The following is a 13,320-nucleotide window of genomic DNA, read 5'->3' as shown; positions in this document are numbered from 1 at the left end:
CGAGCGATGAAGCAGTTCACCACGCAACAACTTATTCTCCTTCGCCAACGCATGACCCAGCAGCCTGAAATAGTGGCGCAGTTGATTGCCGAAAATACCGTGGTGCTTAACAACCCGGTCAAAGTGCCGGAAACCGCACGGGCAACCTGGAACCTCTACTATTTCTGCCCGGATCACGGAGTCAGACTGAAGTGGGATCGTCACACCCCAACCTCCCATTGCTGCCCGGTTGATGGGCAGTCGTTTAGCGGAGAACCCTATGACGGAGCCTGGTGGCGCGAGCTAAATGGGCTGAATGCCAAAGCCTGCCACCAGCTTGGCTTGCTGTGGCAACTCACAGGTGAACAAGGTTATCTGGATAAGGTCCGCGAACTGTTAATGCGCTATGCCGAGTTTTACCCGGGCTACGAAATCCACGGTGGTATCCCTTACAACGGCCCCGGAAAAATGAACGCACAGACGCTGTGCGAAGCCAATTGTATGCTGGATTTCACCCTCGGCTATGATTGCATCGCTGAAGCTTTGTCCGCGCAGCAGCGTGAATACATTACTAGCCGCTTATTACGCGAAGGTGCGCAATTCCTAATGGCCCATCGCACTGCCCAATTGCATAACCATGAGGTAAAAATCGGCTGTGCCATAGGGGTTCTCGGCTTTGTTCTCGAAGATGAGGCCTTGCTGGAATTTGCGGTAAATCAGCCTTACGGGCTGCGCTATCAACTTGAACATGGTCTGTTTGAAGAGGGACTGTGGTTTGAAGGGTCCATTCATTATCACTTCTACGCACTACAAGGATTCCTGGCATTCGAAAAGTTGGCTATTGGTTCGCGCTGGAGCTTGCTTGATGAGCCTTTCTATAAAAAAATGCTCAGCTTCCCTCTTGCGCTGCTGATGCCCGATGGCACCTTTCCACGTATCAATGATTGTATCTATGGCCAGGAAAAGCTCGATCATAGCCATCTGTATGAGTTTGCCTGGTATTACTACCAGGATGAGCGATACGCCGCGGCGCTTAAGGCTATTCGCCAGCAGTATCCAATGCCCCATTTTGATACCTTTGTTTACGACTCGCCACTGCCAGAGAAACTGCCGGAACTGATTCCTGAGTGTCACCTACACGCTCCAAATTGCGGCCTGACTATCTGGCGCAACACGCAAAAAAAACGCGCATTGCTGATAAAACACACGCCATTCGGCGGTGAACATGACCACTATGACCGCCTGAATATCCTGCTTTTTAATGGTGGGAAAGAGATCCTCCCCGATCTGGGCACCACCGGTTACGGCGCGCCCATGCATTATGCGTATTACAAAAATAGCGCCACCCACAATACGATCACGGTAAATCAAACCAACCAACCGCCTGCTGTGCCTGTGGTGCATCATTATCACGAAAGTGATGCATTTTGCTGGCTGGATACTGGAGTAGACTGGCGGCAAATTCCCCCGGATCTCGATAGCCATACGCGTGTGCAGTGGGATAGCGAAGCCTGGCGCGATGTGCGTTTTCGCCGTCGTTTACTGTGGCTGGATAACGCGATTATTGATATCAGCACTGTGCAAAACCCGCACAGCCAACAAATTGACTGGACGTTGCATCTTCAGGGTAAAGCGCTGGATAGCGAGGGAGAATGTGCGCAATTTAGCACTCAAGGCCCTCTGGTGATTATGAAGGATGCCCGTTGCGTACAGTTAATCAATAGTCAGCCACGTCACTTCGCCACCCCTCATAATGGACAAGCGTTATGGCTGTACGGTCATGCTGAGTTATGGCAAGGAAATGCTCCGGATAACCCGGCGGTTCAAGATCTGAGCTATCTGGTTCTACGTAGCAAAGAACAAACCTCTCAGTTCATTTGCGTCTGGGATTTTGACCATCAACAACCGATCACCGATATGCACGTCACGCCGGATTCTAACGGTATGACTATCCAACTCAGACGTGGAGAAAGAACCTTACTAGTTGATCTTTGTGAAGAATATGCAGTACTCCCACAACTTAAAACCTCACATATTCCCTTTTAAATTGCTGGGCGGATGCTTCTCCGCCCAACTCAATTAAACGCTTAATTTGCCAGGTTGGCATAGATACCGTCCATTAAATTGTTGATTTTTTGTTATAATCAATTGTTTTAATTGAGTTTTAACAAATCCGATCTGCGTCTCAATGGTAATCCTTACAATCTGTAATGCTTTATACGATTGAATTTTAAAAGGGATTGTCATGATTACTATTGAATTTATTGTCATTATTTTATGCCTGCTGGTCGGGACTCGCTTTGGCGGGATGGGGCTTGGTTTAATCAGTGGAATTGGGTTGTTTATCCTGACTTTCATTTTTGGCCTTGAACCAGGAAAGCCGCCCGTTGATGTAATGCTCACCATTCTTGCCGTAATCGGTTGTGCAGCTACATTGCAAACCGCGGGCGGCCTGAATGTCATGATGCAGTTTGCTGAACGCCTACTGCGTAAACACCCGCAACACATCACACTGCTTGCTCCTTTCACTACCTGGATGCTGACGTTCCTGTGTGGAACCGGGCATGTGGTCTACACCATGTTCCCGATTATCGCCGATATTGCGCTAAAAAAAGGGATTCGCCCGGAGCGCCCAATGGCGGTGGCATCAATTGCTTCGCAGATGGCGATTACCGCATCGCCTGTCTCCGTCGCCGTAGTTTCCCTAATCTCAATTCTGGCCGCTAACCATGGCATTGGTCATGCCTGGGGCATTCTCGATATTCTCTGTGTTTCCGTTCCCGCATCGTTATTTGGCGTGTTAATTGCTGCACTGTGGAGTTTGCGTCGCGGTAAAGATTTGCAGGACGATAAAGAGTTTCAGGAGAAGCTCAAAGACCCAAAACAGCGTGAATTTATTTACGGCAGCAGCGAAACGCTGATGGACCAGGTGTTCCCAAAACAAGCCTACTGGTCAACCTGGATTTTCTTTGCTGGGATCCTGGTGGTGGTCTTATTGGGCGCTATTCCGACACTGCGTCCAGCGTTTGAAATCAAAGGTGCGCTAAAGCCGCTATCAATGAATCTGGTTATCCAGATGATGATGCTGATTGCGGGTGCCGTAATGTTGATAGTCTGCAAAGTAAATGCATCCGTTATCTCTAATGGTGCGGTATTTAAAGCCGGGATGGTGGCGATTTTCTCGGTGTTTGGTGTCGCCTGGATGAGTGATACCTTCTTTCAGGCACACCTTGAAGAGCTGAAAATGGCACTGGAAGGCGTGGTGAAAAGCCACCCGTGGACTTATGCCATCGTGCTGTTTTTGGTTTCTAAACTGGTAAATAGCCAGGCGGCTGCGTTAACAGCTGTGGCACCGATGGGATTGATGCTGGGTGTTGAGCCGAAAATGCTGATTGCCTTCTTCCCGGCATCTTACGGCTACTTTGTCCTACCTACCTATCCGAGTGATCTGGCATGTATTGGCTTTGACCGCTCGGGCACCACGAAGATTGGTAAATTCATCATCAACCATAGCTTCATTTTACCAGGGTTGATTGGCGTGAGCTGTGCTTGTGCGGCGAGTTACTTGCTGGTGATGACGTTCTTCTAAAAATACCCGTAATACTTCAAGTTGCCTCTTTGTTGGCTGCATTCACTCACCCGACAAATCTGCAGGAGCAGATTTGAACGCTGTTTACAGCGCCCCGAAGGGGTGAGGCCCACGGACGGGCCGAATAATCACTTACTTTAGTAAGCTCATCGGGATTTGTTCTCTTGCCGCCGCGATGCAACTTGAATTATTAGGGTATTTAACGGATGAAATTAATGCGCTTCGTTCTGTGGCGTAAACTTCAACTCAATCAAGCTAATCGCTTTCTGAATTGCGCGGCGGGTCACCGGATCTGCCGCTGCCGGATGAGTGGCGAAATCAATGGTCTTTAATTGATTAGCCATTTTTTCGCGCACTTCTACCGGTGCAATCACATCAATTACATCCAGAATTTGCTTAATCACCAGCTGGCATGCCACCACATCGGAAACCAGTTCCTGGTCGGCAGATAATTGTTCAGACATCATTTCTCTCCTGTTTCACAATGGGCGACATAGTACATTTCTGCACGCTGAAACGGTATCGGTAATCGACATTACATTACTTTATTCGCGCAGCGAATTTTGTGGCTTTTACAACAGTATTTTTATGGTCACACGATTAGAATGCTGCCAATAAACATAAAGGCAGAACAATGACAGAACATGAAAAATTGCTGGCGGGTTTGCATTACAACACCCGAGATCCTGAATTGCTCTGGATGTATCACAACGCACGGGCGGTAACCAAACAATTGGCACAGCTGGATTCTCATGACTTTGAAACCAAACTTACGCTGCTGCGTGAAATGCTGGGTGGTTTTGGTGATGAAAGTTGGATTGAATTGCCGTTCTGGTGTGACTATGGAAAGCACGTCACCATTGGCCGTAACTGTTTTATTAATACCAATGTGGTGTTTCTTGACTGCAATACCGTGACGATTGGCGATAACACGTTGGTGGGGCCAAATGTTCAGTTCTACACCCCTGTTCATCCATTGTCGGCGAAAGAGCGCCTGACCGGAGATCCCGATTATCCATTTCTGACCAGCGCCAAACCGATTGTTGTTGGCAGCAATGTCTGGATTGGCGGCAATGTGGTTATTTTACCGGGCGTGACGATTGGTGATAACACCACGATTGGCGCGGGAAGCATTGTCAGCAAAGATATCCCAGCGGGTGTGCTGGCAATGGGGCAGCCATGCAAAGTAGTGCGGGAGCTTGAATAAGCTCCCCCGCTATTAATCACGAGTTTTCAAACAACCAACACGCAACCCGATGCCCAGGTGAAATCTCTTGCATCACCGGGCTTTGGCTTTGGCATTTATCCATCGCCCTTGGGCAGCGATTGCAGAATTTGCAACCTGGCCAGTCGCTCATGGCACTTGGTAATTCGCCTTTAATGCCACCTTGATCAAGCATTTGCACATGCGGATCGGCCACCGGGATTGAGGCAAGAAGTGCCCTGGTATAGGGATGCGCAGGCTCTGTATATAGAGTTTCAGCCGGTGCTTCCTCAACCAGAGTGCCAAGATACATCACACCAATTCGGTCTGAAATATGGCGCACCATGGACAGGTCGTGTGCAATAAACAGATATGTCAGCCCCAATGCCTGCTGCAAATCCTGCAAGATATTGACCACCTGCGCCTGCACGGATACATCCAGTGCCGACAGTGGTTCGTCGCAAAGCACAAACTCAGGGTTTACTGACAGAGCTCGGGCAATACTTATACGCTGCCGCTGGCCACCGCTAAACTCATGCGGGAAGCGGTTTAAGTGTTCCGCTTTTAACCCCACTTTTTCCAGCAGTTCAAGTGTGCGGGTTTCGCGCTGTTGTTTACCATAACCATGGATTTTCATCGGCTCGGCAATTAATTGCGCGACAGTCATGCCCGGGTTAAGCGATGAGTATGGGTCCTGAAAAATTGCCTGCATGCGACGGCGCAACGGTTTAAGTTGCTTGTCGCTCATCTTTGCAATGTCCTGGCCTGCAAACTCAATTTCGCCATCGGTAATATCAAACAGGCGCAGGACGCTGCGCCCAAGTGTTGATTTCCCGCACCCAGACTCGCCAACCAGCCCGTAGGTTTCACCTGGATAGATATCGAAACTCACGCCATCGACAGCTTTCACCGGTGGCGTTTTATTAAACCATCCCTGTTGGCTATGGAAATATTTGCGTAAGCCCTTTACACGGACTAATGGCTTAACGTCCTGCATTGTTCACCTCCGAATCCCATAACCAGCACATTGCCTGATGACCCTCTCCGGTTTGGTACATCGGAGGCAGGCTGCTACAACGATCCATGCGCTGCGGGCAACGTTCTGCAAACGGGCAACCAGGAGGTGGGTTGAGTAACCCTGGTGGCGAGCCTTCGATAGGTGACAAACGAGCGCTTGCCTCGCCTGGGCGCGGCAATGATGCCAAAAGCCCGCGGGTATAAGGGTGCGCTGGACGGTAGAAAATATCCTCCACGCTCCCCTGCTCCATCACAAGCCCACCGTACATCACCACCACACGTGAACAAACCTGGGCTACGACCCCAAGATCGTGCGTGATGAGCATAATTGCGGTGTTGGTTTGCTGTTGTAGTTGTTTTAGCAGGCGTAAAATCTGCGCCTGAATGGTGACATCCAGTGCAGTTGTTGGCTCGTCGGCAATCAGTAACGCCGGGTGGCATGAGAGTGCAATAGCAATCATCACGCGCTGGCGCATACCGCCACTGAACTCGTGCGGATACTGGTTGTAACGCTGCTCCGCATTACCAATCCCCACCTGCTGCAACATGGCAATCGACTTTTCTTTGGCCGCTTTTTTGCTGAGGTTCTGATTGCGTATCAGGATTTCGCTCATCTGCTTGCCAATAGTCAGCACCGGGTTAAGTGCCGTCATGGGATCCTGGAAGATCATGGCAATATCGTTGCCACGAATATGGCGCATTTGTTCGGGAGTTTTACGGGCTAAATCTTCGCCCATAAAATGGACATGGCCGCCTACAACTTTACCGTTGCTACCCAACAGTTTGAGCACTGATTTACAGGTAACACTCTTGCCGCAACCTGATTCACCAACAATCCCTACCACTTCACCGCGTTTGACTGCAAAGCTTACACCGCGCACCGCCTTGACTTCCCCTTCGCGGGTGAAGAAGGACGTTTGCAGGTTATCGAGTTCCAGTAAGTTATTCATCGCGGTTAGCTCCGGGCTCAAAGGCAGTACGTAATACATCGCCCAATACGTTAAAACTCAGCACCGTCAGCAAAATAAGGACACCCGGGAACATCGCAAGCCATGTTGCTTCACCAATAAAGGATTGCGCATTGTTGAGCATGCTTCCCCATGAGGCATTTGGCTGCTGCACACCAAGTCCGAGGAAGCTCAGCGTCGACTCCATCAGAATTGCTGAGGCTATATTCAGCGTTGCCGCAACCATAATGGTCGGCAAAATATTCGGGATGATATGGCGCGCAATAATGATTAACGGATGCTCACCACACGCGCGGGCGTACACCACATACTCACGCTCTTTCACCGACAAGGTTTCAGCCCGCACCAGGCGCGACATATTCATCCAGGTCAATGCACTGATAATCAGGATGATATTGGCAATGCCGGGCTTCAGGTATGCGTTCAATACCAACAGCAGGAAAAAGGCTGGGATCGACATCAAAATATCGACTACCCGCATCATCAGGTTATCGATTCGCCCACCAAAATAGCCGCTGACAGTGCCTACCAGCGTGCCAATCAACGTTGAAAATATCATTGCCAGAAAACCGACCATTAACGAAATCTGGCCGCCGTATAAAGCGCGAGTGAAATAGTCACGTCCGTAGTCATCAGTTCCGAACCAGTGTTGCGCATCCGGTGGTGTGAGCCTTGCGGTCAGTGACATCTGGTTTGGGTCCCAGGGACTGAATGTTGCCAGTAATGCTGCAATGCTGAAAACGACCAGAACCAGAAGTGATAATTGAGCTGGACGATTACGTTTCAGGCCATGTTTAACTTGTTGCCAACGTCTACTCATCGTCTTACCTCAACGCCTTAATGCGCGGGTCTGCCACGCGATATAACATGTCAGCCAATAAATTGCCGACGATAAGCATCGTTGAAGAAAGCATGATCATCGCCATGATTAACGGGTAATCCAGAGAAGTTATCGACTGAATCCCCAATAGGCCCATACCTGGCCAGGAGAAGACGCTTTCAGTCACGTACGCCCCCACCACCAGCTCGCCAAAGGAGATACCAAAGAGTGTGATAACCGGCAGCAGCACGTTTTTAAGGACATGGCGGAATAGGATTGAACGACGTGTAGCACCGTATGCCAGCTGCGTTTGCACATAATCAGCCGACAACTGCGTAATGGTGTTGGAGCGGATGTAACGCACGTAATTGGAGAGGTTATAAAAACTCAGTGCAATGCACGGTAAAATACCGTGACGAACCACATCAAGCCACGAGTCTTCCATACCAATTGTTCGCATGCCCATACTCGGCAACCAGTTTAGCTGCACCGAAAACACGGTTATCAGCAAAATACCAAACCAGAAGATAGGCACCGAAATACCAATATAGGCAAACATATTCAGGAAGTGATCAAGCCAGCGGTGTTTGTAAGCGCCTGCCACTAAACCCAGCGGGATAGCCAACACCATAGCCAGAACTAGTGATGCACCCATCAGGCCAAGAGTTGCAGGAATGCGCTCGGCAATCATAGTTAACACAGGGCGATGGTAAATCAGTGAGTAGCCCAAATCCCCTTGCAGCACGTTTTTTAGCCACAACAGGTATTGCATAAACATGGGCTTATCTAGCCCCAGGCTGTGGCGGATACGCTCGATATCCTCCGGGCTCATACGCGGAGTAATATAAGCCTGCACCGGGTCGCCGGGAGCAAGTTTGACCAGCAAAAACGACACCAGCGAGATGAAGAACAGCATCGGCACCAGTTGGGCCAGGCGTCGGACTAACACATTGTTCATACTGCTTTCCAAAAAATAAGCCCCCAGAAGGGGGAAAACTGTAGGGCGAGTAGCTTGCGTTACCCACCCTACGACTACCTCAGGGCAGTGTGTTCATTATTGTTGATAGATCTTCGACCAATCCTGGAACATATAAACAGGCTTAGGTTCAGCCTCTTTGGTTCCGGCAAAACGTTTATCTACCGCAACAACCGCATTGGTATAAGCAATTGGGTACCATGCCATGTCGTTTGCAACGGTCTGCTGGATTTGCTTATAGATTTCAGCACGTTTGGTTTTGTCAGTTTCAGTTGCGCCCTGGTTCCACAACGCATCGAACGCTGGGTTCTTGTAGTGGGCATAGTTATAAGCTTCGTTGCTCAGGTACAAAGACTTATAGCCATCAGGTTCCATACCCATGATGTAGCCACCCAGACTCAGCTCATAAGAGGTATTTTTCATATCCAGGCTGCGTTGCGACATGGCGTTAGCATCCAGTGGCATCAGCTCAACCGCAATACCCACGTTTTTCAGCTGCTGCTGAATATACAGCCCCATGCTTTCCTGAGTTTTATTGCTATTGATGTAGGCGAGGCGCAGTTTCAGATCGGCAGGCGTGCCCGCTTCTTTCAACAATGCTTTCGCTTTTTCAACATCGTACTTGTAGGTTTCAACATCGTTGGTCTGATACAGCGTGTCTGGCGTCAGAATAGATGCGGCAGGTTGCGCATATTCCAGCGAAGAGAATGCAGCCTGAACCAGTTCATCTTTATTGATGGCATAAGCAATGGCCTGACGCAGTGCCTTGTTCTTCATACTGTCAATATTCTGGTTAAACGTCATATATGCCAGACGCCCTTCCGGGTAGATAACGAAGTCAAATTTACCGCTATTTTTCAAACGATTGACATCCTGAGGGTCAATCATCTTCATATTGATTTCGCCGTTTTGCAGCGCAAGATTGGCAGAGTTGCTGTCTTTAGCGAAACGGTAAGTCACAGTCTCAAGCTTCGGCTTGCCGTTCCAGTAATCATCAAAGCGTGTCAGCGAGTAATACTGCCCGGCGCGATATTCTTTGAATTTGAACGGGCCTGAACCGACTGGAGCATCGTTTTTGGTACTCTTTTCCAGATCGTCACTGTCATTAGCAAACACATGTTCTGGGATTGGGTAAATCTGTACCAGGGTGCCTACAAACGCAGCACTCACCTGTGGCAGAGTAAATTTCACGGTCAGGTCATCAATTTTGCTGACCTGAATTGGCTTATCGCCGTACACAAACATGCTGCGGAAGAAGCTGTGCTGTTTCTCATCAAGCAATTTGTTGAAAGTGAACACCACATCGCCTGCGGTAATAGGCTTGCCGTCTTGCCATTTCAAATTCGGTTTGAGTTTTAAGATGTATGAGAGGTTATCTTCTGAAGGCGTAAGACTCTCTGCCAGAGCCCATTCAATTTTATCGCCATTGAAGCTATAAAGCGGTGCGTATAGCGTCTGCATGATAGTCAGCGTAGTACGGTCGCTGGCATACAGTGGGTTCATCGCTAGCGGATCGCCGGTGGTCACGCCAACAATTAAATTGCCGCCATCCTGGGCTGCTTGTTTAGCCGGTGCAGGAGCAGCCGCAGTTTCAGTTTTTGCATTATCACAGCCAGAAAGGGCCAGGGCCAAAGAGGCAAACAGCGCAGATAACAACAGGGGTTTACGCATTTATTCACGGACTCCATCTCAATTAGAGACCGCATAGTGCACCAGCCATACCCACAATGTAAATAAGTGTAAAACGCATAACGTTATGCGAAATAGTGCTAAAGAAGAAATTGTGGATATAAAGATTAATATCGTGGGTAAAAAGGCAAATTTCAGACATAAAAAAACCTGCCGCAGCAGGTTTTTTTTCAAGCGGGCAGATTAAAACATGCCAGCCGGCGGTACATCTTTAAAAGTCTTGCAGTATTGCTCGAACATGCTTTTCAGGATTTTGCGCATTTTCATTGTGTGCTCCAGTTTTTTTGTTTTGCAGGTGTTGCTTGTTATGGGGCTAATAATAAGACATCCGTCACATAAATCAATAGTTTTGTGATGCGCATCACACATTTTCAGTGTGGATTTTACATCTTCGTCACACAAAATGGCTTGCATATCCACGACTTAACTGGTTAATTGACTCAACAATTTTTTAAAACATTATTTTAATTTTGAATTTCACTCATGACTAACTCCCCTTCTCCGGCAGCAAAGCGTGGCATTTCAGGAATGGCACTCCTGGTCGCTGGCGCTTTTTTTATGGAATTTCTCGATGGGACGGTCATTGCCACCGCGCTGCCGGAAATGGCCCGAACTTTTGGTGTTGATGCCGTTGATCTGAATATCGGTATGAGTGCCTACTTGCTGACTCTGGCGGTATTGATACCCGCCAGCGGCTGGATTGCGGACCGATTTGGCGCACGTAAAGTTTTCACCCTGGCACTAGGGATCTTCACCTTCGCCTCGGTACTGTGCGGCATGGCCAATACGATTGAGCAGTTTGTCGCGATGCGCATTTTACAGGGGATCGGTGGTGCGCTAATGGTGCCAGTCGGGCGGTTGGCTGTGCTGCGTACAACCCCTAAGCATTTACTGATCACCGCGATTGCCACCCTCACCTGGCCCGCGCTGGTTGCTCCTATTATTGGCCCTCCTCTGGGCGGATTTATCACCAGCTACGCGTCGTGGCGTTGGATTTTCTATATCAACTTACCACTTGGGTTAATTGCCATGGCGCTGGCGTGGCGATTGATTCCCGATATTCATGATGATGACCGCCGCCCGTTTGACGGCATTGGCTTTACCGGCACTGCGGTGGCAATGATTAGCCTGGTGTACGGCCTGGAAATGCTTGGGCAATCGCAAATTAAGGTGCTGCCAACTGTGAGCTTGCTGGTATTAGGTGCAGCGGCGCTGTGGTTCTCACTGTGGCACTTTAAACACGCTAAGCACCCGATGATTCGCCTTGATGCTTTAAAGGTACAGACCTTTGGTGTGACGATGTACGGGGGCTCTTTATTTCGTACCTCCATCAGCGCGGTCCCTTTTTTATTGCCGTTGCTATTCCAGGTTGGTTTCGGAATGGATGCTTTTCATTCGGGCTTACTGGTATTGGCAGTCTTCGCCGGAAATCTCGCGATGAAACCTGCAACGACATCGTTAATTCGCGCATTAGGGTTCAAGAAATTACTCATTATTAATGGCCTTCTGAACGTCGCTTCTCTGCTGGCTTGTGCGTTTCTTACTCCGCACACCGCAGCATGGGCGACCATAGCAATACTCTTCTTTGGCGGGATGTTCCGTTCGATGCAGTTTACGGGCATAAGCACCCTCGCCTTTTCAGATGTGCCATCCACGCAAATGAGCTACGCCAACACGCTATTTAGTACCGCCACACAGCTTTCTGTAGGGCTGGGAATTACGCTTGGTGCGATAGGGATTCGTCTGGGGGAGAAAGTCAGTCAGTGGCTCGATTTAACTGCAATCCCAGGCATTTCTATCAAGATTTCTTTTGTGATGATTACGCTCATTTGCCTGGTAGGTTTGTTTGATCTGCTGCGTTTACCACACAATGCGGGTAGCTGTGTGTCGAAAAAACACTAACCCGGTCGCTGGCCTCAATTACACTTAACTATAGGTCAGGTGTGTGAGGCCACTATGAAACGCTTATCGATATTCTTACTGATGATGTTATCGCTGATAGGGTCTCAAGCTCTTGCTGTTGAGATCCAACCTCTTACCAACCCTTCTTTGCATAACCCTTATCCAAAAACCAGTGCTGTGCAGCAAGACTGGCCGGAAATAATGCCGGAGCAAGGAATAAACAGTAAACATTGGGATGAGCAGCATATGGCTGCCGAACATCAAAGGTGGCCGCAAGAGCCAGTTCCACATTTTAGCGGGCGAATCGAAGGATGGCGCTAAAAGCGCCACGAGTTAAAGCGGTGTTGGCACAAAAAATACGGCCAGCAAAGGCTGGCCGTAAGCATGGCTAAAAGAGATTAAGCAAGGATTTCGCGTACGAATGCTTCAATCTCTTTGTTCTGACAGTTTTCGAAGAAACATTTCTGGAAGCGTTCGCCGGTCACAGCGGTTTTCACTAGTTCACGGTCGATAGAACGCAGGGTGTCCAGGTAGTTTTCTTTAACAACTGCAGCTTTAACCTGGTTCAGGATACCGGCGTTACGAACCTGTGGTTCTTTACGCTCAATCGGGTAGCCTTCGCCTTTACGGCCAGTAAATGCTTTTTCAAACATGTAACGAACGTTGAGCTCAGCGCCCCAGCCGAAGCCTTTAGCGAATGCCAGTGACAACGCATTACCGTTGTTGATTTGTGAGAACAGGAATGCATCAGCAGGGTCCAGGCAGTAGCCACAAACCACACCTGGGTGGATGTTCAGAGACATCATTGCGCCCTGACCTGTGCCGCAACCGGTCACAACGAAATCTACAGCTTTAGAGTTCAACAGGATACTGGCCATAATACCGAGGTGGATGTAGGTCAGGTGGTGATCCTGCTCATCGCTCATACCTACGTTGTAAACCGGGTACTCTTTCTCAGCAGCAACCGCTTGCAACTCATTAAGAATGATTGCATTTTTGCCAGCCTGACTGTTTTCCATCATCAGTGCTATTTTCATTTCCGTCTCCTGATTGGGTCACGGGATTTTCCGTGGTGAATAGCTTTGGTATGCACTAACGATACTAGCTCACAAACACACTTTCAAATTTAATGAAATTTTGTTTTAAAAAATTAAGGTGCGCTCACACTTCTGTGTT

General features: G+C 48.9%; 13 protein-coding genes. 5 read left to right on the top strand and 8 right to left on the bottom strand.

Features of this window, described 5'->3' with window-relative positions; genetic code table 11:
* The first annotated feature begins 6 nt into the window (after positions 1–6).
* Together EDF88_RS19925 and EDF88_RS19920 are read left to right on the top strand one after the other, a co-directional pair.
* Complete coding sequence (locus EDF88_RS19925) at positions 7–2,025, top strand: heparinase II/III family protein (protein WP_134186723.1); 2,019 nt, start codon at positions 7–9, stop codon at positions 2,023–2,025.
* 199 nt (positions 2,026–2,224) lie between these two features.
* Positions 2,225–3,568, top strand: coding sequence for an anaerobic C4-dicarboxylate transporter (locus tag EDF88_RS19920; RefSeq protein ID WP_134186721.1), 1,344 nt, complete (start codon positions 2,225–2,227; stop codon positions 3,566–3,568).
* A gap of 212 nt (positions 3,569–3,780) precedes the next feature.
* On the opposite strand, the gene EDF88_RS19915 is transcribed toward EDF88_RS19920, so the two are convergent.
* The gene (locus EDF88_RS19915) at positions 3,781–4,032 is read right to left on the bottom strand and encodes a DUF2766 family protein (RefSeq protein WP_034496127.1); all 252 of its coding nucleotides are present in this window, start codon (positions 4,030–4,032) and stop codon (positions 3,781–3,783) included.
* A 170-nt stretch (positions 4,033–4,202) separates the two neighbouring features.
* Here EDF88_RS19915 and EDF88_RS19910 point away from each other — a divergent pair, with 170 nt between their 5' ends.
* On the top strand, positions 4,203–4,775 hold the full coding sequence (locus EDF88_RS19910) for a sugar O-acetyltransferase (protein ID WP_134186719.1): 573 nt from the start codon (positions 4,203–4,205) through the stop codon (positions 4,773–4,775).
* 16 nt (positions 4,776–4,791) lie between these two features.
* Here EDF88_RS19910 and EDF88_RS19905 read toward each other — a convergent pair whose 3' ends face one another.
* From EDF88_RS19905 to azuC, 6 genes are all read right to left on the bottom strand, one after another.
* Entirely contained in the window at positions 4,792–5,769 is a 978-nt protein-coding gene (locus EDF88_RS19905; RefSeq protein ID WP_134186717.1) for an ABC transporter ATP-binding protein, read from the bottom strand.
* The gene (locus tag EDF88_RS19900; protein WP_134186715.1) at positions 5,756–6,739 is read right to left on the bottom strand and encodes an ABC transporter ATP-binding protein; all 984 of its coding nucleotides are present in this window, start codon (positions 6,737–6,739) and stop codon (positions 5,756–5,758) included. Before EDF88_RS19900 ends, EDF88_RS19905 begins: the two co-directional genes overlap by 14 nt.
* On the bottom strand, positions 6,732–7,577 hold the full coding sequence (locus EDF88_RS19895) for an ABC transporter permease (RefSeq protein ID WP_064512000.1): 846 nt from the start codon (positions 7,575–7,577) through the stop codon (positions 6,732–6,734). The genes EDF88_RS19900 and EDF88_RS19895 overlap by 8 nt, the downstream gene beginning before the upstream one ends.
* A gap of 4 nt (positions 7,578–7,581) precedes the next feature.
* Positions 7,582–8,535, bottom strand: a complete 954-nt coding sequence (locus tag EDF88_RS19890; RefSeq protein ID WP_064512001.1) for an ABC transporter permease — start codon at positions 8,533–8,535, stop codon at positions 7,582–7,584.
* Between the two features lie 96 nt (positions 8,536–8,631).
* Positions 8,632–10,224: an ABC transporter substrate-binding protein gene (locus tag EDF88_RS19885; RefSeq protein WP_134186713.1), complete on the bottom strand. Its 1,593-nt coding sequence runs from the start codon at positions 10,222–10,224 to the stop codon at positions 8,632–8,634.
* A gap of 201 nt (positions 10,225–10,425) precedes the next feature.
* A complete protein-coding gene (azuC, locus tag EDF88_RS19880; RefSeq protein WP_115628089.1) occupies positions 10,426–10,509 on the bottom strand; it encodes a stress response protein AzuC in 84 nt (27 codons plus the stop codon).
* Positions 10,510–10,725: 216 nt separating this feature from the next.
* Between azuC and EDF88_RS19875 the strand changes: the two genes are divergently transcribed.
* Together EDF88_RS19875 and EDF88_RS19870 are read left to right on the top strand one after the other, a co-directional pair.
* Positions 10,726–12,144 carry an MFS transporter gene (locus tag EDF88_RS19875; protein ID WP_134186711.1) on the top strand — a complete coding sequence of 473 codons (1,419 nt, stop codon included), beginning with the start codon at positions 10,726–10,728 and terminating at the stop codon, positions 12,142–12,144.
* A 54-nt stretch (positions 12,145–12,198) separates the two neighbouring features.
* Positions 12,199–12,465, top strand: coding sequence for a hypothetical protein (locus EDF88_RS19870; protein ID WP_134186709.1), 267 nt, complete (start codon positions 12,199–12,201; stop codon positions 12,463–12,465).
* 77 nt (positions 12,466–12,542) lie between these two features.
* On the opposite strand, the gene EDF88_RS19865 is transcribed toward EDF88_RS19870, so the two are convergent.
* Complete coding sequence (locus tag EDF88_RS19865; RefSeq protein ID WP_034455054.1) at positions 12,543–13,181, bottom strand: RpiB/LacA/LacB family sugar-phosphate isomerase; 639 nt, start codon at positions 13,179–13,181, stop codon at positions 12,543–12,545.
* Positions 13,182–13,320: the final 139 nt, after the last annotated feature.

This window comes from Buttiauxella sp. BIGb0552 (assembly GCF_004366275.1).
In the GTDB taxonomy this organism is placed as follows: domain Bacteria; phylum Pseudomonadota; class Gammaproteobacteria; order Enterobacterales; family Enterobacteriaceae; genus Buttiauxella; species Buttiauxella gaviniae.
Note: the sequence above shows the minus strand (reverse complement) of the source record. Positions and strands in the feature narration are given on the sequence as shown.

Excerpts from the sequence above, each read along its gene's own strand:
- EDF88_RS19925 (WP_134186723.1), top strand. The coding sequence starts at position 7 with ATGAAGCAGTTCACCACGCAACAACTTATTCTCCTTCGCCAACGCATG.
- EDF88_RS19920 (WP_134186721.1), top strand. The coding sequence starts at position 2,225 with ATGATTACTATTGAATTTATTGTCATTATTTTATGCCTGCTGGTCGGG.
- EDF88_RS19915 (WP_034496127.1), bottom strand. The coding sequence starts at position 4,032 with ATGTCTGAACAATTATCTGCCGACCAGGAACTGGTTTCCGATGTGGTG.
- EDF88_RS19910 (WP_134186719.1), top strand. The coding sequence starts at position 4,203 with ATGACAGAACATGAAAAATTGCTGGCGGGTTTGCATTACAACACCCGA.
- EDF88_RS19905 (WP_134186717.1), bottom strand. The coding sequence starts at position 5,769 with ATGCAGGACGTTAAGCCATTAGTCCGTGTAAAGGGCTTACGCAAATAT.
- EDF88_RS19900 (WP_134186715.1), bottom strand. The coding sequence starts at position 6,739 with ATGAATAACTTACTGGAACTCGATAACCTGCAAACGTCCTTCTTCACC.
- EDF88_RS19895 (WP_064512000.1), bottom strand. The coding sequence starts at position 7,577 with ATGAGTAGACGTTGGCAACAAGTTAAACATGGCCTGAAACGTAATCGT.
- EDF88_RS19890 (WP_064512001.1), bottom strand. The coding sequence starts at position 8,535 with ATGAACAATGTGTTAGTCCGACGCCTGGCCCAACTGGTGCCGATGCTG.
- EDF88_RS19885 (WP_134186713.1), bottom strand. The coding sequence starts at position 10,224 with ATGCGTAAACCCCTGTTGTTATCTGCGCTGTTTGCCTCTTTGGCCCTG.
- azuC (WP_115628089.1), bottom strand. The coding sequence starts at position 10,509 with ATGAAAATGCGCAAAATCCTGAAAAGCATGTTCGAGCAATACTGCAAG.
- EDF88_RS19875 (WP_134186711.1), top strand. The coding sequence starts at position 10,726 with ATGACTAACTCCCCTTCTCCGGCAGCAAAGCGTGGCATTTCAGGAATG.
- EDF88_RS19870 (WP_134186709.1), top strand. The coding sequence starts at position 12,199 with ATGAAACGCTTATCGATATTCTTACTGATGATGTTATCGCTGATAGGG.
- EDF88_RS19865 (WP_034455054.1), bottom strand. The coding sequence starts at position 13,181 with ATGAAAATAGCACTGATGATGGAAAACAGTCAGGCTGGCAAAAATGCA.